Raw genomic sequence first — 20,308 nt, 5'->3', positions numbered from 1 at the left:
CTCCTGTCAGACGGGCGTGACGCCGTGGCGGCGGCGGGCGAAGAAGCGCTCCTTGCCGCGGGCGGCGCGGTAGCGGCGGATGAGTTCGTCGCGCAGGTCGCCCGGCTCGACGACGGTGTCCACGACCAGCTCACTGGCCAGTCGCATGATGTCGATGTCCTGCTCGTACTCGGCGCGGCGCTCGGCCACGAAGGCGGCCCGCTCCTCGTCGTCGGCGATGGCGGCGATCTTGTTGGCATACACCGCGTTCACGGCCGCCTCGGCGCCCATCACCGCGATCTTGGCGGTGGGCAGGGCGATGGTGGCCTCGGGATCGAAGCTCGGTCCGGCCATGGCATAGAGGCCGGCCCCGTACGCCTTCCGGACCACCACACAGATCTTGGGCACCGTGGCCTCGGAGATCGCCGTGATCATCTTGGCGCCGTGCCGGATGATGCCCTGCTTCTCGACCACCGAGCCGACCATGAACCCCGGCACGTCGCAGAGGAACAGCAGCGGGACGTTGAAGGCGTCGCAGAGCTGGACGAAGCGCGACGCCTTGTCGGCCGAGTCGGGGAAGAGGACGCCGCCCTTGAACATCGAGTTGTTGGCGACGATGCCCAGCACCTCGCCGTTCAGGCGGGCGAACCCGACCGTGAGCTCCTTGGCCCACAAGGCCTGGATTTCGAAGAACGAGCCCGCGTCGACCAGGCCCTTGACGTACCGCCGCATGTCGAAGGCCTGCCGCTCGCTGGCCGGGACCAGGGCGCCCAGATCGGTCCCGGGCGACGCCTTGGCCTCGGCCGCCGGCGGGTTGTGCTCCCAGTTCGACGGCAGATAGGAGAGGTAGCTCCGGACGGTGTCGAGCGCGTCCTGCTCGGTCTTGCAGAGGAAATGGCCGACACCCGACTCGGCGCAGTGCACGCGGGCGCCGCCCATCGCCTCGAGCGTCGTCTTCTCGCCGGTGACCATCTCGACCATGCGGTCGGACCCGAGATACATGCTCGCGTTGCCGTCGACCATGGCGACGATGTCGCAGAAGGCCGGGATGTAGGCCCCGCCGGCGGCCGACGGGCCGAACAGCGCGCACGCCTGCGGGATGGCCCCGGACGCCTTGACCTGAGTGTGGAAGATCTTGCCGGCCCCGCGGCGACCGGGGAACAGGTCGACCTGGTCGGTGATGCGCGCGCCGGCCGAATCAACGAGATAGATCATCGGGACGCCGTACTGCACGGCCCGCTCGATGATGCAGATGATCTTTTCGACCGTCCGGGCGCCCCAGGAACCCGCCTTGACCGTGGAGTCGTTCGCCATCAGACAGACCTCGCGGCCGTCGACCCGGGCAATCCCGGTGATCACACCGTCGGCGGGCAGTCCGTCGGCCAGGCTGTTGGCATAGAGGCCGTCCTCGACGAAGGACCCCTCATCGACCAGCAACGCGATCCGTTCGCGGGCGAAGAGCTTGCCCTTCGCGGCGTTGGCCGCGTGGTAGCGCTCCGCGCCGCCGGCCAGCACCCGCTTGCGTGCCTGCGCAAGCGCCTCGTCGTCGGTCGCCACGTCGCCTCCCTGCGAGGGTCGTCCTGAACGGTCGTTAAAGTTTAACGAGCGTTAGGTTAGCCCATCTGAAAGCGCGCGGCAACGACGAACGGGAGCCCCGCTGGATGCGGAGACTCCCGGCCGTTCTCACTGCTCCCGGCGCCGTGGAGGGGCACCGGTTGTTACCCGGCGCCTCGTGGCGCCGGTCGGGTCGCACCCGGGACCGGTGCGACCCGGTCCATCGCTATCCCCCGTGGGAGAGCGTGCTTCAGCGCAGGGTGTTGAGCAGGCCCAGGCTGCCGACGCCGCCGACGGTCTCGGTCAGGCTCGAGATCGGGGAGGCCTCGGTCTGGCCACCACGGCCACCCTTCGAGGCGCTGTTCGAACCGGCCGCGGCCGGCTTGGTGTAACCGTCGTTGGCGTCCGCCGCCGGCTCCTCGTCGGTCGCGGGCTCCTCGTCGGTCGCGGGCTCCTCGTCGTTGGTGTCGTCCTGGACGTCGCCGTAGCCGTCGTTGGTGTCCGGCTTCACGCCACCGGCACCCTTGTAGTCGTCCTTGTCGTCGTCGACGTCGCCGTGGTCACCGTCGAACTCGTCGTCGTCGCCGTGGCCGTGACCCGGGCGGTCCCAGTCACGGTCGCGGTCCCAGTCGCCGCCGTCGAAGTCACGGCCGAAGTCGCGGTCGTCGTTCACGCAGCCGGCGGCCGAGTGCGCGGCACCGAGGATGCCGAGCGCGTTGCCGCAGACGTTGACCGGAACGTTGATCGGCACGGCGACCTGGCTGCCGTTCAGGATCCCGTTGTTGGACCCGGTGGCCTGCACGAAGTCGTCGTCGTGACCCGACTCGTTGCGGGAGATGGCCCGGCTGCTCGCGCTGCCCAGCAGGGCGGCCGAGTTGCCCGACAGGTTGATCGGCAGGCTGATCGGCGCGTACAGCTGGGTGCCGTTCAGGATGCCGTTGTTGACCCCGGTCGCCTGGACGGCGCCGCCCCGGCCACCGCGGTGACCCTGGAGGCTCTCCCGGTCGCGCCACTGCCCACCGCGGTGGGAGTGACGGTCGCCGCGCACGTCGTTCGCGCAGATGGCGTTGGAGTAGGCGCCGCCGAGGATGGCGAGCGAGTTGCCGCAGACGTTGATCGGGACGTCGATCGGCGCGTAGATCTGCGTGCCGTTCGCGATGCCGTTGTTGGCCCCGGTGACCTGAGCGTCGCCGCCCCAGCCACCCTCGGCCGTACGGGTGCTCTCGGTGCGGTTGACGCCGACGCTCCGCGAGCCGGCGGCGCCGAGCACCGCGGCGGTGTTGCCGACGACGTTCACCGGAACGCTGACCGGCAGGTACGCCTGGGTGCCGTTCGCGATGCCGTTGTTGACCCCGGTGACCTGGGCGTCGCCCCGGCGGCCGCTCTCGGTGAAGTTGACGCCGGCCGCCTGCGAGTCGGCGGCGCCGAGGATCGCGAGGGAGTTGCCGACGACGTTGACCGGGACGCGGACCGGCACGGCGATCTGGGTGCCGTTCAGGATGCCGTTGTTGGCCCCGGTGACCTGCTTGCTGTCGGCCTGCGCGGCGGCCGGGGCGAACAGCAGGGCGCCGGCGGCCAGGACACCGACGCTCAGAGTCTTACGAACCCAAGTCTTCATGAGAAAAGGAATGCCTTTCAATAATGTTTCGGCAGTGGTGTGACTTATTCAGTTGGAGGTGTTCGAACTGCATTCGGGCGCAGCGGTGCCCTGGCTCTGTTTCTGTGTGCCCTGACCCCGCTTGTCGACGTGCGCCCAAGTGGCGCTTCGGTGCGGTGCGTGTGATTTCAGGCGTGGTTGATTCGCCGCTTGTTCGCAAGCGGTTCGGGAATCGGGGCCGGAACGCGGACACCGAAGCTGGTGCCGTGCCGGTGTCACCGGCGGTCGGGCGGACCGCCGGACGCCATCACTCAGTCAGGTGAGACGGTCGGTGCCTCGGCGTCGTGCCGCCGGGCCTCGACATCGGACGCGATCGCGGCCGCATGGCTCGCCATGGTTCCGCTCACGATCGCAGCCGGCAGGAAGGCCGCGGAGCCACCTTCCGTCGGAGCTCCCGGCCCGCTGGCCGGAGTGCCGCTGACGTCCCCGAGGTGCAGCCGCAGAGGCGCGGCCGGCCGGTCGTTCCCGGGGGTGTTGTCCTCCGGCTCCGTCGCCGGCTCCGCGATCACCGCGTGAGCGGTGCGGTGGTGCCGGTGGGCGGACGGCGCCGAGGAGGCCTTGCCGTGCCGTGCCGTGGCCACGGTGTGGTGGCCGGCGGCCGCGGCGGGCCGGGCCGGGCGAATCGGTTGCTCCCGGTGTCCGCGCGGGAAAGTTTCCTCTTCCCGCGGAACGACGACCGGCTCGTCCACCGCATGCTGCGGCTTCTCGACGGCCGGGAGCTCGTCGTTGCTCTGCTGTTCAGAGCGGTTGCGGTCGGGCGCCGTGTCGCCGGTAGGGCGGATGGGGGCGTCGACCTCCCCCCGCACCCGGTCGACGCCGCGAAGGGCGTCCACAGTGGTCGGGGGTGCGTCGTCGGCGTCGTCGTCGCGCGTCTCCGCCGGGCGGGTCAGGACCTGCCGCGGGACGTCGAGGATGTCGGCCACGACGTGGCGTTCGTGGTAGGCCGGTCGGGTGATCTCCAGCGGCTGGGCGGCCGCCTGCAGGAGCCCGAAGACCGGCGAGGTGGCGTCGGAGCCCAGTACGGAACCGAGCAACGAGCCGTCCGGCCCGTCGGCACGGTCCGCCGCCTGGGCCGCGGAGCCGGTGAGCAGCCAGGCCGTACCGGCCAGACCGCCGACAACGAGCACACGCAGACCCCATCGGGATCCGACGTGCCGCGCACGGTTCCCCAGCCGCCGCTCCGCCCCCTGGATGTGAGGCGGCAAGGACGTGGGGTCACCGGCAGGCGGAACCGACGGCGACGGGTACGCCACGCGCGATGCGCGCTCGGCCCCCGGTCCCGTCATGAATCCGCCCCTCGTCGTGTCGGCCGCTTTTTGCCTCGCCGGTGTTGTTTTTTCCGAACCGGCGATATCGGCCACTCGATATTGGTAACGAAACGACGGGGAGCGGGTCACGCGGGCAAATAGGAAAATTGATCGCGGGCCGGCTCGGGCGAGGTCACACCAATCGGGAACGCGGCCCGGCCCGGAGAACGCCCGACGGGAGAGTGCGCCCGAGCAGCTTCTCGGCCATCTCGGCCGTACTGATCAGGCGATCGAGGTCGATTCCGGTGTCGATGCCCATGTCGTGCAGCATGTGGACGACCTCTTCGGTCGCCACGTTGCCCGAGGCGCCCGGGGCGTACGGGCAGCCACCGATCCCCCCGAGGCTGGCGTCGAACTCGGTGATCCCCAGGTCGAGAGCGGTCAGGATGTTGGCCAGACCGGTGCCCCTCGTGTTGTGGAAATGCAGCAGGTCCGGGCGTACGGCGGAAAGAAGGTCGCGGACCCGGCGCGGAGTCGCCATGCCGGTCGTGTCGCCGAAGGCAATCCGGTCGGCGCCGTCGGCGCGGACGCGAGCCACGATGCCCGCCACCCGGTCGGGGTCGATGTCACCCTCGAACGGGCAGCCGAAGCTGGTCGCGACGATCACCTCGACGGTCGCCCCGGCCTCGTGGATCAGCGGGATGAGCGAGGCGATGTCGTCGAGCGACTCGCCGGTCGAACGGTTGAGGTTGCGGCGGTTGTGAGTGTCCGAAGCGGACACCACGACCTCGATCTCGCGGAAACCGGCGGCCAGGGCCCGCTGCGCGCCCCGGGTGTTGGGGATCAGCGCCGAGTATCGGATCTGCGGGTGACGGTCGACCCGGGCCCACACCTCGTCGGCGTCGGCCATCTGCGGGATCGCCTTCGGGTGGACGAAGGAGACCGCCTCGATCCGCCGCACGCCGGTGCCGCTCAGCGCGTCGATCAGCCGGACCTTGGCGTCGGTCGGGATCGGGTCCTCGTTCTGCAGGCCGTCGCGGGGCGCGACCTCGCGGATGCTCACGGATGTCATCGGGCTCGTCACCTCATCCGGGACACGATGCCGGTGTCGTAGTCGCCGGAGAGGAACTCGTCGTTCTCGAGCAGCTCGGCGAAGAACGGCAGGTTGTTCTTGGGCCCGGCGATCTCGAAGCCGGCCACCGCGGTGCGGGCCCGGGCGATCGCCTCGTCGCGGTCGGCGCCGAAGACGATCAGCTTGGCCATCAGGGAGTCGTAGGACATGCCGACCGTGGTGCCCTCGGCGTAACCGGAGTCGACCCGGATGTCGTCGCCGGTGGGCTCGGCCCAGGTGGTGACCTTGCCGGGGCCGGGGAGGAAGCGTTTCGGATCCTCGGCGTTGACGCGCAACTCGATGGCGTGACCGCGGGTGGTGGTCTCGACGGTGGTCGCCTGACCCGAGGCGATGAGCAGCTGCTGCTCGACCAGGTCGATGCCGTGGATCAGCTCGGTGATCGGATGCTCGACCTGCAGGCGGGTGTTCATCTCGAGGAAGAAGAACTCGCCGGTGGCCGGATCGAGCAGGCATTCGACGGTGCCGGCGTTGCGATAGCCGACCGCCTCGCCCGCCTTGACCGCGGCGGCCAGGAGGCGTTCGCGCAGCTCGGGGCCGACGGCCGGGCTCGGCGCCTCCTCCACCAGCTTCTGGTTGCGGCGCTGCACCGAGCACTCGCGCTCGGAAAGGGCTAGCACGCGGCCGTCGGCCAGGCCGAGGATCTGCACCTCGACGTGGCGCACGCGGGGGAAGTAACGCTCGAGCAATACGTCGCCGCTGCCGAACATCCGCTCGGCGAACGTGCGGACCTTTTCCAGCTCGCGGCGCAGCGCGTCCTCGTCGTTTGCGACCGCCATGCCCATGCCGCCACCGCCCGCGGCCGCCTTGACCATCACCGGGTAGCCGATCGAGGCCGCGGCCTCGATCGCCTCGGCCTCGGTGGCCACCGGTTCCTGCGTGCCCGGCGCGACCGGGACGCCCGCCGCGGCCATCAGGTTGCGCGCGTTGATCTTGTCGCCCATCGCCTCGATCGCGTCGGCGCCCGGGCCGACCCAGATCAGGCCGTTCTGTTCGACCAGGCGGGCGAAGCCGGCGTTCTCGCTCAGGAAGCCGTAGCCGGGATGGAGGGCCTGGGCGCCGGTGGACTTCGCGGCGGCCAGGATCGCCTCGGCGTTGCGATAGCTCTGGGCTGGGTTGGCCGGGCCGACGCAGACCGCCTCGTCGGCCTCGAGGACGAACGGCATGCCCTCGTCGGCGTCGGAGTGGACCGCGATCGTGCGGATGCCGAGCCGTCGTGCGGTCCGGATGATCCGGCGGGCGATCTCGCCCCGATTGGCGATGAGCAGCGAGTCGATCATCGTTGACCTTCTCTTCTCTTGGGTGGGTCGCCCTTGTGGGGCTTCTCTACGCCGCCTGCAGCCCGGTCGGAGCGTGCGAGGCGGCCTTTACCGCCCGATCAGGGCGCGGCCTTTACCGCCCGATCAGGGCGTGCAGGGTGGCTTCGCGCAGCAGGGCGGCGCGACGACGGCGGTCGACCTCGCCGCCGAGGAACGGAGTCGAGTTCATCAGGCCGAACGCCGAGTGGGCGAGCACCCGCGCCTCGGGGGCGTCGAGCTCGGGGCGCAGCGTGGCCAGCACGCCGACCCACTCCTCGACATAGAGGCGCTGGAGACGGCGGATCTGGCGCCTCGGCTCCTCGGGCAGGCGGTCGAGCTCGTGCAGGTGCAAAGCGATGACGGCCGGGTTGTTCAGCGCGAACTCGACGTGGAACTCGATCAGGTCGGCCAGCGCGGCACTCGCGTCCTCGGGGTGCTGAGCGACGCGGGCCTTACCGCCGTGCAGCAAACTCTCGCTGACCGGGATCAGCGCGGCGACCAGCATCGCCTCCTTGCCGGCGAAGTGGTGATAGAGCGCCGGCCCGGTCACCCCGGCCGCGGAGCCGATGTCGTCCATCGAGACACCGTGATAGCCACGGGCCGCGAAGAGTCCGACCGCGATCTCGAGGATCTCGTCGCGGCGCGAACGCCGCCGGGGCGCGGGCGGGCCCTGACGCTGCTGCTGATCAACCGTTGTCACGAGGTCACTTTAACGCGCTGTCAACCCGGGGCCTTAACGGGCGTTCAGGATGTGGAATCGCCGTCCAGGGCGGCCAGCGCCTCCTCGTGGACCCGCTGGGCCACCTCGCGGCTCGACGAGTCGCCGGGCATGCGCTCGAGCAGCGCCCGCAGCAGCGCCTCGGCTTCGGCCGCCCGGCCCGAACGCAGCAGTGCCTCGCCCAGCATGCCCTCGAGACGGTCGGCCTGATCGATCGCGCCGATGGCCGCCAGCCGCTCGGGAGCGCGGCCGAGGTGAGGCACCGCCTCCGCGTAGCGTCCGCGGGACATCAGAAGATTACCGGCCTCGTACGCGGTCATCGCATGCTGGAAGACCGCGTTGGGCTCGGCGGCCAGCTCGGCCGGCAGCGCGCCGAACTTCTCGTCGATCCGCGCGATCACCTCTTCGCCCCGTTCCGGCTGGTCGGCGTAGTGCAGGGCGCCGACCGACCGGCGCAGCGCGCGCAGCTCGCCGATCAGGTCGCCCGCCTCGTGCAGGGCCGAGGCCGAGGCCAGGAACGTCTCGGCCGCCTCGGCGTCGCGATCGAGGTCGAACAACAGACCGGCGGCGTCCTCGGCGATCTGGCCGCGGCCCGCCGGATTGCCGGCCAGCCGCTCGATCAGCGTGCGATAGAGGGTGAGCGCGCCGTCCGGATCGCCGACCTGGCGGTACAGCCCGGCCAGAAGGTAACGCGCGTTGTCGGCGGCGTCGTCATCGTCCAGCTTCTCGAAGAGCGCGAGCGCCTCCTCGGCCACCTCGGCGCCCTCGACCGGACGGCCGGCCAGGCGGTACGCGTTGGCCAGGTCGTTGCGGGCGTACGCACCGGCGACGTCGAGACCGGCCTCGGCGCACAGGGCCACGGCCTCGACCAGGTCGACGATCGCCTCGTCGGGCCGGCCCAGCTGCAGGAGCGCGTTGCCCCGCCCCAGACGCGACGGCAGGGCCTTGTCGGCCTCGCCCGTGGCGATGACGGCGCTGAACACCTCGACCTGCTGGGCCGGGTCGTCGAGCGCGTGGCCGAGGATCGTGCCGGCCTCGGCGATGCGGCGGCCGGGACCGTGGGCCCGATAGAACTCCCACGCTTCGCGGGCCGCGGCCAGCGCCTCGTCGTGCCGGTGGGCGGCCATCCGGTTACGGGCGCGCAGCATGGTGTGCATCGCGACCATGCGTGGATCGCCGGTGCGCGCCGCCAGTTCGTCGCCGCGGTCGCCGGCCTCGTTGGCCTCGTCGAGACGACCGTTCATCAGGTGCAGGATCGACAGCCGGGCCCACGCGTTGGCCTGCTCGAACGGGCCGCCGTGCTCCTGCTGCCAGGTGACGTCGGCGCGGATCGGCGCCTCGTCGACCGGCTCGCCGGAATAGCCGCGGTCGAGGGCGATGCGTGCCCGCAGCGCACTGGCGTCCCCGGCCGCGCCGGCCCGGTCGAACAGCTCGACCGCCCGCGACCAGTGCTCGCTCGCCCCGGCCGCCCGCATCCGGTTGCCGAGCATCAGCTCGCGGCGGGCCCGCAGCAGCGGGTCGTCGAGCGTGGGAAAGCGGGCGTCGAGCGCTTCGAGGGTCGCGGTGAGGGCAGCGTCACGGTCGTCGCGCCAGTGACGGCGGGCCAGGTCGAGCAGCTCGGCGGCGTCGGCCCCGGCCGGGACCTCAGGCTTGTCCTCCGGCGCTCGCACCGGCTCGCTCATTGCGGCCGGGGCACGGCGGGCGGTCGGTGAGAGGGTCAGCACCGTTTCGTAGGGCTCGGCGGCCAGGGCGTCCGCGATCGAGCGGCTCTTGTGGTCGGTGCCGTTGCGCTGGTCGAACTTGCGGGCCAGCTCGGTGGCCCGGGCCGCGAGCTGGGTGCCGAGGGCGGTCGCGGTGATGTCGCCGTGCTCGCGGCGGTGGATGACCGTGTCGCCGTGACCGAGCTCGGTGAGCCGTCGCAGCAGCATCGCCGCGTCGGCCGAGAAGTGCATCTCGGCGGCCGGCGAGGGCGCCTTGTCGAGCCAGTCGATGTGCCGCTGGAGGATCTCGAGACCGCGGTGCTCGTTGCCGGTGCGCGCGCAGAACGCCAGGTGGGTGCCGAGGTTCCACAGGTCGGCGAGGTTCCCGCGCTCGAGACGATACGACCGGCGGTGGGCGTCGGACGCGTCGTCGGGGCGGCCGGTGCGCAGATAGGCCACCATCAGCTCGCGCAGGATGCCCTGCGGCTGCTCGCTGCAGGTCAGTTCGCCGGCCAGCACCGGCTCAGCGGTCGCGACGACGTCGTCGTATCGGTCGCGGTCGTTGTAATAGGCGGCGACCGACGACGGGTCGCAGCCGATGCAGTCGGAGAGGTCGTCGCGCGGCGCGGCCTGCCAGCGGGCGAACCACTCGTCGGCATCGGGCGAGCCGACGTGGTCGGCCACAAGATAGCGGTGCTTGTAGACGGCCTGCAGGCTGTGGCCGTCCTCCCGGTAGCGCCTTTCCATGTCGTCGAGCACGGCCCGGGTGCGGTCGAGCGGGATCTCGGGGAAGTTGGTCATCGCGTTGACCATGGTCTTGAAGTGCCACAGCAGGGTGTGCTTGCCGTGGGCGTGATGCTTGCCGGGATTGCGGTCGAAGTCGGCGAGTGCCCAGGCGAACGTGACGAAGGCCTTGGCCGGCTCGCCACCGTAGGTGTAGGCGTTGGTCGCCAGCAGCCGGATCGTGAAGGCCAGACGCGGGTCGCCGACCGTGTCGGCGTGCCGCATCACCTCTTCGACCAGGGCGATCTGGGCCGCGCCGTGCGGCATCGTGCGGGCTTGCTCGTAGAGGTCCCACAGTTCTTCGGCGGTCTTCACTTGGCCTCCCCCTGCTCCGAACCCGGGACGGCCCGGTCCAGCAGGCCCATGAACGAACTGGTGAGCAAGGCGGCATCGGCCGGGCGGATCGGATGCTGGCCGAGCATCAGAGCCTGGCCGTAGAGCGACTCGACGGCCAGGCCGGCCAGCTCGGGGTCGCCCAGCGCGGTGATCCGGCGTACGAGTGCGTTGCGGTGGTTGAGAACGAGCTGCGGGCGGTCGACCGTCGTGACCCGGGACAGCGCGTCGAGCACGCCGCCCCACAGGTCGTCGGCGGTGTCGCGGCTCTGGGTGAACTGCTCGTTGAACGCGGCCGCGCGACTCACCAGATAGAGAGCGGGGACGGTCGCCGGGTCGAAGCCGCGCACCACCACCTCGCAGCCGAGCCGGTCGAGGCGGCGCTGGGCGGCGGTGAGGAACGGGCGCAGGCGCAGCTCGGTCTCGGTGTCGACGGCCGAGAACCGGGCGGCGACGTCGGACGGCTCGAGGCGCTCGACGCGCACCTCTTGATCCACAGTGGCCAGCCGCTCGACGATGTCGGCGTTGTAGACGATGCCGCCGTTGATCACCCCGAGATCCTGGGCCGCGGCGACCGACGCGAGCTGGCGGAACTCGTCGTTTCCGGCCGCGTAGCGCAGCACGCCGTGGCGCTCGCGGAACTCGGCCAGCGTGACGAAACCCATGTTGGTCTCGAGCGGCACCCACTGCTCGACCAGGCGCAACATCTCGTCGTCGTGCAGGGCCAGCGCCTTGACGCCGAGGTGGTGGATCGAGAGGAACTCGCCCAGGCGGCGCGGATCGGTCGAGGCCAGCCGGACCAGCCAGCCGCGCAGCTGATCGGCGATGGCCTCGCGGGTGTCGGCGAGCAGACCGTCGTCGTAGAGCGCCTCGCGGCTCGCGGTCGGCCGCAGCTCGGTGCTGTCGACCACGCAGCGTGCGAAGAACGCCCACTCGGGCAGCAGACCTTCGACGCTCTCGGCCAGCAGCATCCGCTTCAGATAGACGCGATGACCGCCACGGGCGGCCGGGTTGACCGGGGTGGGCAGCACGAACGCGACACCGGTGAGGCCGGCCCCGGGCACATCGAGCGGCACCACGTCGAGCGGGCGGAAACCGAAGATCTCTTGCGCGTACGCGTTGAGGTCGCCGTCCGGCCAGGGCAGCGTGCCGGTGGTGACCGTGACGCCGTCGACCTCGACGCGGACCGGAAGGAGCGACCCGTAGAGCCCGGCCAGCTCGCGCACCGTCTCGGCGGCGAGGAGATGCTCGGAGCCGCGGCGTGGCAGCAGGGTGACCGTCGTGCCCGGTTCGCGATCGTCACCGGGGCGGACGTCGTAGCGCCCGTCGGAATAGCCCGTCCACAGCACCGGCTCGGCGCCGGCGCGACGGGTGTGCACCCGGATCTCGTCGGCCACCAGGAAACAGGAGAGCAGGCCGATGCCGAACTGGCCGAGGAACTCGTGGCGGGCGAAGCCGAGCTCGTCGCGCTTGGAGCTGCGCCCGATCGTGGCCAGCAGCTCGTGCACCTGAGCCTCGGTCAGACCGATGCCGTTGTCGCTGACCCGCAGCTCACCGGCGCCGGTGGTGAGGGACACCAGCCCGGGCGCACCGGCGGCGGTGATCGCGTCGACCGAGTTTTGCAGCAACTCGCGCACGTAGACGCGCGGGCTGGCATACAGATGATGGCTGAGGAGATCGACGATGCCACGAAGATCGACCTGGAACGTGTTGCTCACGGCGGAGAAGGTACCGCGAACGGGCGACAAAAACGGGGCGGTCATCGCCGCCCCGTTTCGATCTTTTTAGCTCAGGCCGCCCGGCTCCGAACCCGTCGCGATCGGGGCGCGCACCAGGTTGCCCCACTCGGTCCACGATCCGTCGTAGTTGCGGACCTGCGAATATCCGAGCAGGTAACGCAGCGCGAACCAGGTGTGGCTGGACCGCTCGCCGATCCGGCAGTAGGCGATGACGTCGTCGCCCGGTTCCAGACCCAGCTCGGCGCGGTAGATCTTGGCGAGCTCGTCGGCCGGCTTGAACGTGCCGTCCTCGTTCGCCGCCGACTTCCACGGCTTGCTGACCGCGCCCGGGATGTGCCCGCCGCGCAGCGCACCCTCCTGCGGGTACGCCGCCATGTGGGTCAGCTCGCCCGTGTACTCCTGCGGCGAGCGCACGTCGACCAGCGGGCGTCCGCTGCTGATGTGGGCCATGACCTGGTCACGGAAGGCCCGGATCTCGGCGTCGTTGCGTACGGGAACCGGGTATTTCGCGGCCGGGCGTTCGGTGCGGTCGCGGGTCAGCTCGCGCCCCTCGGCCGCCCATTTCTGACGCCCGCCGTCGAGCAGGCGCACGTCGCGGTGGCCGAAAAGACTGAAGACCCAGAGGGCGTACGCGGCCCACCAGTTGAAGTTGTCGCCGTAGAAGACGATCGTGTCGTCGCGGCCGATGCCCTTGGCCTCGCACAGCGCGGCGAAGGCGGCCGGATCGAGATAGTCGCGGGTGGTCTGGTCGTTGAGCTCGAGATGCCAGTCGACCTTGACCGCGCCCGGGATGTGCCCGGAGTCGTAGAGCAGCACGTCCTCGTCCGACTCGACGACCACGAGGCCGGGCGTGTCGAGGTGGGACGCCAGCCATGCGGTGGTGACGAGCTTGTCGGGATGCGCGTACGCCTGGAGCGCAGGCGAGGGATCGTTGGCAACAGACATGGGTGCCACGCTAGCTCCTATTTGACGGTGCCGATGGGCGCCAGCCCGGGGCGCTTGGCCGAGATCGACTGGCCCGACGACTGCCCGCGCAGGTGCCGGCTCACCCAGGGCGCCAGGTGCTCGCGGGCCCAGCGCAGGTCGGCGCCGCGGGCAAGCAGCCACGGCGTGGGCTCGGGGGCGGGCGGCACCAGCATCCAGTCCTCGTCCACGCCGACGCCGAGGGCGTTGAGCACGTGCCCCGCCGTGCGGCGGTGACCGGCCGGCGAGAGGTGCAGGCGGTCGGACGACCACATCTGCGGATGGTGGAAAGCCTTGTCGGCGAACAGGTCGACCAGGTGCGCGCCGTGGCGCTGGGCCAGCATGCTCGCGCCTTCGTTGAGCACGGCGGCCCGCCGCCCGAGGATGGCCGGCAGGTTGACGGTCACGTCGGCGAACCGGAAGACGATCACCTCGGCGCCCGACTCGCGCAGCCTCCGCACCACGCCGTCGAGCTGGTGGACCAGGGCGTGCGGGTCGACCCGTACGCGAAGAGCGTCGTTTCCTCCGGCCGCGATGCTGACCAGGCCGGGCCGCATGGCCAAGGTCGGTTCGAGCTGCTCGGCCACGACCTCGTGCAGCACCTTGCCGCGGATCGCGAGGTTGGCGTACCCGAAATCGGGCCCCGAGTCGACCGCGAGCCTGGTCGCGACCAGATCGGCCCAGCCGCGGAAGCTGCCGTCCGGATAGGCGTCGTTCAGACCCTCGGTGAAGCTGTCCCCCATAGCAACGAAGCTTCGATAAGCCATCGCCGCCCCCTTAACGCGACCTCAATTTTTCTCGCGGGGAACACATTTCCACCGGATCAAGGTGGTGGGTAGCGTGACGATGGCGACACCCCGTAAAGGGAATGCTGACGGTGGGCTCACTTTCCCGTGCCGACTCTTGTTCGGTCGTTGCACAGGGCGGACATACCACGTGTAATCGCTACTTCACACGGGTAACTCCAGACCCAACGGGAGGTGCACGCGCATGGCCAGAGCATTTGTCGCATCGGTCGCCGAGGTGATGACCCGGCAGGTGGTCTACCTGCCCGAGGCGACGATGCTGGACGAGGCCGCGCAGGTGATGCGCGACCGCGGCATCGGCGACGTGGTGGTGACCCGCGGCCCGACGATGATCGGCGTGGTCACCGACCGGGACATCGTGGTGCGGGCGATCGCGGAGAACCTGCCACCCAAGACAACCTCGCTCGGCGACATCACCGCCCACGAGCTGATCATGGTCGAGCAGTCGGCCACCGTGGAGGAGGCGGTGCAGGCCATGCGAGAGAGGTCGGTGCGGCGGTTGCTCGTCTGCGACTCGGACCGCAAGGTGGTCGGCATCCTGAGCCTGAGCGATGTGGCCCTGATCCCGACGTCGGCGGCCGCCTGAGCTCCGCTCCTGGACGCGTTAGGGTCGGAGCCGTGACCGACATGCCCCCGAAGCTCGCCGAGATCGTCGATGAATTCGCCTCGGCGCCGCGCGAGGTGGTGCTCGAGATGATGCTCGAATTCGCCGACGCCATGCCCGCGCTGCCCGCCGACCTGGACGGGCACGACGGCATGGAGCAGGTGCCCGAGTGCCAGACCCAGTTCTTCCTCAAAGCGACCGTACGCCCCGACGACACGGTCGAGGTGTTCTTCGACTGCCCGCCCGAGGCCCCGACGACGCGGGCCTTCGCCGGCATCCTGGCCGAGGGTCTGGAGGGCGCGACGACCGCCTCGATCCTCGCGGTGCCCGACGACCTGTACGCCCGCATGGGTCTCGCTCAGGCGATCAGCCCCCTGCGGATCCGCGGCGGCACGGCGATCCTGGGTCGATTGAAGCGCCAGGTGGCGGCCCAGCTCGCCACCCAGTCCTGACCACGCGGCCTTCCTTCGCTTCACCCCTCACCACTGCTGGCTTCCGTGCCCGTTCCGATTTCCCTGCCGTTCCGATTTCACTGCCCGCTCTGACGGAGCCCCTCGTGGATATTCAGGTCTGGTCCGATGTCGTCTGCCCTTGGTGCTATCTCGGTAAGCGCCGCCTGGAGAGAGCGATCGGCCAGCTCAGCGACCGGGTCTCGGTGACATTCCGGGCCTTCCAGCTCGACCCCTCGCCGGTGCCCCCAGGCCTGTCAATCAAGGACGCGCTGATCGCCGAGACCGGCGACCGCGGCCGAGCCGAACAGATGCTGGCCCACGTCACGGCGCTCGCGGCGGCGGACGGGCTGGTCCTCGACTTCGGCCGGGCGATCGCCGCCAATACGTTCGACGCCCACCGCTTGATCGCCTGGGCCGCCGGTCAGGGCCGCCAGGCCGAGATGCTGGAGGCCCTGCAGCGCGCGCACTTCACCGGGGGTCTCGACATCGGATCCCGTACGGTGCTGACCGGGATTGCCGCATCGGTCGGTCTGGACGCCGCCGCCTATCTCGCATCCGCGGCCGGCACGAACGCGGTCAACGCTGACCTGGCCGAGGCGCGCGAACTCGGCATCACCAGCGTCCCGTTCCTGATGATCGACGGAAAGTACGCCGTCCAGGGCGCGCAGGAACCGGCGACCCTCATCGAGGCGTTCACAGAAATCGCCCGGCGCGAAGCAATCGACGCCGGGCGATGATGTTCCACGTGAAACAGGATCGACCGGCGTAGCTGCCTCAGCCGATCAGCTTGGCCAGATCCTCGATCACTTCGGCCTCCGGCAAGGCGCCCAGAGCCGGTCCGGCAATCGAGATCTTGCTGTGCCGTACGCCCGATCCGATGATCACGTGCGGAGTGGCGGCCACTCGCGCGTCGACCAGAATGGGCCAGTCCACCGGCAGGCCGATCGGCGTGATCCCGCCGTACTCCATCCCGGTCAGGCGCACCGCGTCGTCCATCGGCGCAAAACTGCACTTACGCACATCCAGCCGCCGACGTACGACCCCATTCACATCGGCGCGCGTCGTAGCCAGCACGATGCAGGCCGCGTACCGGGTCTCGCCGTCCCGCTTGCCGGCGACAATCACGCAGTTCGCCGACGCTTCCAGACCCACGCCGTACGCCTCACAGAACGCGGCGGTGTCGGCCAGCCCGGCATCGATCGGAGCCACGAGCACCTGATCCGCATCGATCGGCGCGTCCGCGGGCCAGACGGTCAGCGCCTTGGCGACCGGTGCGGCCAGCAGATCGGGGCGGGACTGGGCGGGCTCGAGCTTCAGGGTTCCCATCACGTCCGCAATCCTCGCTCAATACCTCGACGCCAGGTAGTCCTCCCACGTACGGGGCCCTCCGGTGCCGCCATGATCCAGCGCAGACCGCGACGTGTCCGCGCCCACTTCCTCAGAAAACGGCGTTAGCTGCCGACCGTCGAAGGTTGTGAAGGAGCGTCGCGAAGGACGGGTCGGAACCGTCAGTGGGCTGGCAGTACTCGCCGGCGGCACGGCCCTGGCCGCCTCCGTCGGTGGCGACCACCAGTCCCTGCCCGCGACGCTGCTGCTGGGCACGCTGACGCTCGGCCTCGGTCACTCGCTGCTCGAGGAGATCAAGCGCCAGGCCCGCCGCGCGTCGGCCGGCTGGTCCCGCTCCGACACCACCAACGCCGTGCTGCTGGGGGTGTGGGCCGAGTCGGCCTTGCTGACCAGCATCCTGCTGCTGAACACGTCCGCGACCCGCGCCGTCGGTCTGGTGCTGGCCGTCGCGTACGCCGCCGCCTGCGGATACTTTGTGACCGAACGCCGCCGGGCAGTCGCCGCCGACCTTTCCCAGTCTCGTGGCGAAGCCGGCGCGGCCGCCCCCGCCGACTCAGCCGACCGCGAATCGAGCACCAAGTTAGTTGACCCGCCCGGATCGGCACACACCGACGTGGCTCAGCCCGCGATTGGCCACGCCGAGCCGTCGGACGTCGTCGCGGAACACGCCAAGACCTCCCCGCTCTCCGGCGGCAGCCTCGAGGATCGCCTCCCCACAACAGCCGAACTGGGCGTGATCTCCCCGCCCTCCCCCACCTCCACCGCCAATCTCAGCGATTCGGGCCAACCGGACCGCAGCCCGCACGTGCCTTCCCCCGCGGCCAACGCCGACGACTTGGTCGGCACAGCCCTGCACCGGCGCGCCTCCGCCGGCATCGGCCACGCCCCAACCGCCGCACACCGCTCCACCCCGCGCCCCGCAGCCCCACCACACGCCGCCGCCCACAACATCAGCCAGCACGCCGCCACACCGCACGGCTCACTGCAGACCGCGACAACGCTCAGCTCGACACATCACGCCGCCACACCGCACGGCTCACTGCAGACCGCGACAACGCTCAGCTCGACACATCACGCCGCCCCGCCGCACGGCACTGCTCCGCACACCGCGTCACCGCTCAGCTCGACACCGCACAGCGCCACACCGCCCGGTTCGACACCGCACAGCGCCACACCGCACGGCTCCGCACCGCACACCGCCGCACCGCACAGCGCCGCACCGCACAGCGCCGCACCGCACAGCGCCACACCGCACGGCTCCGCACCGCACAGCGCCGCACCGCACACCGCCACACCGCACGGCTCCGGACCGCACGCGGCCGGCCGTACCGCGGCGCCTTCCGCCACTGGCGGGCATACCCGCCCGTCTTCTCCCGGTCACGGCACGCACGCCCACCCACCGGTCCGTAGCCACTCCACGCTGCCCTCTCCAGCAGCCCACGAGCGTCGACCGGCGTCTCTCTCCCCGACTCCCGACGGTCCCACCGCGTCCCTGCCCGCGGGCCATGACCGTCCGGTAGCGCACGCTCCCGCCGCCCACGTCCTGGCGAGCGCTTCGGACGTTGCAGACGCTACCAATGCCGCCTGACAATCGGCCCCGTCATCCACAGGCAGCCCGAGTTATCCACAGGGCCAGGATCCGATCCAGCCGGGCATGCACTTAACGGGCCTACCTGAGCAGTCAGCCCGTCCGCGCGGTCCAGCCCATCGAGGCGGTCCGGCCTCCATCCAGGCGCCCGGCCGACCAAGACCCTCAGCACAACGCAGCCAGCCCAGCCAGCGCCAGCCCAGCCGCCGGCCCAGCCCAGCCCAGCCTGCGGAGCGACAGCACCCCGCAACAGAGACCGGCCGCCATCACCGCGGCGATCTACGACATGTACAGCCCGGCACGCCGCCACCCGAGCCACCCCGGTGCTGCGGCCTGGCCGTGCACGCCCCCGAACTCGTTCCCGGCCTGTCGTCGGTCTCGATGCCCTCGGCGACGGCAGCCCAAGCCGTTGGCGGCTACCACGCAGGCCCATAAGAGCGGCGACTTGGATTGAACACCAGGACCGGGCCGGCCGAGGCGTCGGCCGTCCAGCGAGCGATCAAGCCGGCAGGACGACGATCATCGGCGGCACGGGGACACCGCCGGTTGTTTCGGTTGGAAGCTCAGGGGCCGGCAACCAGTCCAGGCCCAGCAGCTCTGGCCCGAAACCGTCGTCGGCGCCGATGCGTGGCTCGCCGTCGGCCACCGTCACCGCGAACACCGACGTCATGCCGGACGGGTACGGCATCTCGAGCACGTGGCGGGCATCGCTCACCACCAGGCCGGTCTCCTCGAAGACCTCCCGCCGCACGGCTTCCTCAGCGGTCTCCCCCGGTTCGAGGCCGCCGCCGGGCAAGGTCCACCACTCGCCGCCACCGGATCGCCGACTGCGTTCGTGCACCATCAGTACACGGCCGTCCCGGACGATCACGGCAGCGGCCCGTTTTCGTTCGCTCACGAAGCGCAGGGTAACCGGCCCCACCTACGTTCCGCATGACAACCTCGACGTCAGTGGATATCGTCCGCTTTCGTTCCCCCGTAACGGTTGCGTCACCGGCCGATGAGGACTGGCCGCTCAAACGACCGAAACGGATCAGACCGAGTAATCACTGCGTGTGGCCGGCATGTCGCTCGCCCCGGCCCGGTGATCTTTGACGGCGAGGACCTGATTGACGCCGATGCGCGACTGTTCGAAGGCAAGCGCCGACGCCGCCATGTACAGCCGCCACACCCGGGCTCGTCCGGGCGAGGTCAGCCGGACGGCCGTCGACCAGTCAGACTCGAGGTTGGCGACCCAGGCGCGCAGCGTACGGCCGTAATGTTCGCGCAGCGCATGCACGTCGCGTACCTCGAAACCGGCCTGTTCCAGGATGGTGATCGTCGTGCCGACGGGTGCCAGTTCGCCGTCCGGGAAGACGTACGCGTCGATGAAGCTGCGGTGCTGTTTCGGCGACAGGTGCAGGCGCGAGATCTGGTGGTTGAGCAGCCGTCCACCCGGCTTGAGCTGCGCATAGAGGATGGCCGCGTATTCCGCGTAGGGCCCGGTGCCGACGTGCTCGGCCATGCCCACGCTGGCGATCGCGTCGTACGGCCCGTCGTCGAGATCGCGATAGTCCTCGACCCGGATCTCGACCTGCTCGGTCAGCCCGGCCTCGGCGACCTGCTTGCGGGCGAACTCGGCCTGCTCGGTGGACAGCGTGATCCCGACGACCCGCACGCCGTACTCGCGGGCGGCGTGGATGGCCAGGCTGCCCCAGCCGCATCCGACGTCGAGCAGCCGCTGCCCGGGGCGCAGGCCGAGCTTGCGGCAGATCAGGTCGAGTTTGTCGCGCTGCGCGTCCGCGAGCTCGTAGCCGACCCGGTCGGAGGTCCAGTACGCGCACGAATAGACCATGCTCGGTCCGAGCACGAGGCGGTAGAAGTCGTTGCCCACGTCGTAGTGGTGGCTGATCGCCTGCCGGTCGCGCCGCTTGCTGTGCCGGGTGCCGGTGACGATCATCTCCTCCGGCGGGGGCTTGGGCTGGGTGCCGAGCACGCCGAGTCGTACGAGGTCGCCCGCAATTGATCGGATCGGGACGTCCTTGACGTCGGGCGAGCGCCAGAGCAGCGCGGCCAGCCGGCTGAGCGTGTCGTAGAGATCACCCTCGACGTCGATCTCACCGGCGACGTACGCGCGAGCCAGGCCGAGCTCGTTGGGCTGCCACATCAGCCGGCGCAGCGCACGGCGGTGACGGATGACCAGGACGGGCGCGTCGGCAGGGCCGGCGGTCGAGCCGTCCCAGGCTCGCAGGCGTACGGGAAGCGGGGTCTGGAGGATCGCCTCGAGGACGTCCCGGACCTTGGTCGCAGTCGTGGTGAAGTGGGGAATCGTGATTGCCATCGGAACCTCCCGGGCGCATCGCGCGACCGAATCATGGAACCGATTCACTATCCGCCCGACGCGGCGAATTACATAAGGTTCTTTTTTAGTT

Annotated in this window: 17 protein-coding genes; 4 read left to right on the top strand and 13 right to left on the bottom strand. The window is 70.4% G+C overall.

Going from position 1 to position 20,308, the window contains the following annotated elements; genetic code table 11:
• Nucleotides 1–6 precede the first annotated feature (6 nt).
• From ACZ3I4_RS27635 to ACZ3I4_RS27590, 10 genes are all read right to left on the bottom strand, one after another.
• Complete coding sequence (locus tag ACZ3I4_RS27635) at nucleotides 7–1,536, bottom strand: acyl-CoA carboxylase subunit beta (RefSeq protein WP_465384925.1); 1,530 nt, start codon at nucleotides 1,534–1,536, stop codon at nucleotides 7–9.
• A gap of 247 nt (nucleotides 1,537–1,783) precedes the next feature.
• Nucleotides 1,784–3,151: a chaplin family protein gene (locus ACZ3I4_RS27630; RefSeq protein WP_465384924.1), complete on the bottom strand. Its 1,368-nt coding sequence runs from the start codon at nucleotides 3,149–3,151 to the stop codon at nucleotides 1,784–1,786.
• A gap of 290 nt (nucleotides 3,152–3,441) precedes the next feature.
• A complete protein-coding gene (locus ACZ3I4_RS27625) occupies nucleotides 3,442–4,317 on the bottom strand; it encodes a hypothetical protein (protein ID WP_465384923.1) in 876 nt (291 codons plus the stop codon).
• 313 nt (nucleotides 4,318–4,630) lie between these two features.
• Nucleotides 4,631–5,509 carry a hydroxymethylglutaryl-CoA lyase gene (locus ACZ3I4_RS27620; protein WP_465384922.1) on the bottom strand — a complete coding sequence of 293 codons (879 nt, stop codon included), beginning with the start codon at nucleotides 5,507–5,509 and terminating at the stop codon, nucleotides 4,631–4,633.
• A gap of 8 nt (nucleotides 5,510–5,517) precedes the next feature.
• Nucleotides 5,518–6,846, bottom strand: a complete 1,329-nt coding sequence (locus tag ACZ3I4_RS27615; protein WP_465384921.1) for an acetyl-CoA carboxylase biotin carboxylase subunit — start codon at nucleotides 6,844–6,846, stop codon at nucleotides 5,518–5,520.
• Between the two features lie 112 nt (nucleotides 6,847–6,958).
• Nucleotides 6,959–7,564, bottom strand: coding sequence for a TetR/AcrR family transcriptional regulator (locus tag ACZ3I4_RS27610; protein ID WP_465384920.1), 606 nt, complete (start codon nucleotides 7,562–7,564; stop codon nucleotides 6,959–6,961).
• Nucleotides 7,565–7,608: 44 nt separating this feature from the next.
• Nucleotides 7,609–10,380, bottom strand: a complete 2,772-nt coding sequence (locus tag ACZ3I4_RS27605; protein WP_465384919.1) for a tetratricopeptide repeat protein — start codon at nucleotides 10,378–10,380, stop codon at nucleotides 7,609–7,611.
• Nucleotides 10,377–12,116 (bottom strand): HSP90 family protein, encoded by a 1,740-nt coding sequence (locus tag ACZ3I4_RS27600; RefSeq protein WP_465384918.1) that lies wholly within the window; start codon nucleotides 12,114–12,116, stop codon nucleotides 10,377–10,379. Before ACZ3I4_RS27600 ends, ACZ3I4_RS27605 begins: the two co-directional genes overlap by 4 nt.
• A gap of 66 nt (nucleotides 12,117–12,182) precedes the next feature.
• On the bottom strand, nucleotides 12,183–13,082 hold the full coding sequence (locus ACZ3I4_RS27595) for a sulfurtransferase (protein WP_465384917.1): 900 nt from the start codon (nucleotides 13,080–13,082) through the stop codon (nucleotides 12,183–12,185).
• Nucleotides 13,083–13,099: 17 nt separating this feature from the next.
• Entirely contained in the window at nucleotides 13,100–13,867 is a 768-nt protein-coding gene (locus tag ACZ3I4_RS27590) for an SGNH/GDSL hydrolase family protein (protein ID WP_465384916.1), read from the bottom strand.
• A 223-nt stretch (nucleotides 13,868–14,090) separates the two neighbouring features.
• Here ACZ3I4_RS27590 and ACZ3I4_RS27585 point away from each other — a divergent pair, with 223 nt between their 5' ends.
• The 3 genes from ACZ3I4_RS27585 (at nucleotide 14,091) to ACZ3I4_RS27575 (ending at nucleotide 15,699) form a co-directional block, all read left to right on the top strand.
• Nucleotides 14,091–14,492: a CBS domain-containing protein gene (locus ACZ3I4_RS27585; protein WP_465384915.1), complete on the top strand. Its 402-nt coding sequence runs from the start codon at nucleotides 14,091–14,093 to the stop codon at nucleotides 14,490–14,492.
• 32 nt (nucleotides 14,493–14,524) lie between these two features.
• Nucleotides 14,525–14,962 (top strand): SufE family protein, encoded by a 438-nt coding sequence (locus ACZ3I4_RS27580; protein ID WP_465384914.1) that lies wholly within the window; start codon nucleotides 14,525–14,527, stop codon nucleotides 14,960–14,962.
• Nucleotides 14,963–15,066: 104 nt separating this feature from the next.
• Nucleotides 15,067–15,699, top strand: coding sequence for a DsbA family oxidoreductase (locus ACZ3I4_RS27575; RefSeq protein ID WP_465384913.1), 633 nt, complete (start codon nucleotides 15,067–15,069; stop codon nucleotides 15,697–15,699).
• Nucleotides 15,700–15,736: 37 nt separating this feature from the next.
• Here ACZ3I4_RS27575 and ACZ3I4_RS27570 read toward each other — a convergent pair whose 3' ends face one another.
• Complete coding sequence (locus ACZ3I4_RS27570; protein WP_465385061.1) at nucleotides 15,737–16,288, bottom strand: YbaK/EbsC family protein; 552 nt, start codon at nucleotides 16,286–16,288, stop codon at nucleotides 15,737–15,739.
• Nucleotides 16,289–16,436: 148 nt separating this feature from the next.
• Here ACZ3I4_RS27570 and ACZ3I4_RS27565 point away from each other — a divergent pair, with 148 nt between their 5' ends.
• On the top strand, nucleotides 16,437–17,897 hold the full coding sequence (locus ACZ3I4_RS27565; RefSeq protein ID WP_465384912.1) for a hypothetical protein: 1,461 nt from the start codon (nucleotides 16,437–16,439) through the stop codon (nucleotides 17,895–17,897).
• A gap of 499 nt (nucleotides 17,898–18,396) precedes the next feature.
• On the opposite strand, the gene ACZ3I4_RS27560 is transcribed toward ACZ3I4_RS27565, so the two are convergent.
• Entirely contained in the window at nucleotides 18,397–18,819 is a 423-nt protein-coding gene (locus ACZ3I4_RS27560) for an NUDIX domain-containing protein (RefSeq protein WP_465384911.1), read from the bottom strand.
• Nucleotides 18,820–18,930: 111 nt separating this feature from the next.
• Nucleotides 18,931–20,217, bottom strand: coding sequence for a class I SAM-dependent methyltransferase (locus ACZ3I4_RS27555; RefSeq protein ID WP_465384910.1), 1,287 nt, complete (start codon nucleotides 20,215–20,217; stop codon nucleotides 18,931–18,933).
• Nucleotides 20,218–20,308: the final 91 nt, after the last annotated feature.

Source organism: Actinoplanes sp. NPDC021490 (assembly GCF_055562135.1).
The sequence above is the reverse complement of the archived record's forward strand: the minus strand, read 5'-3'. Positions and strand labels throughout refer to the sequence as shown.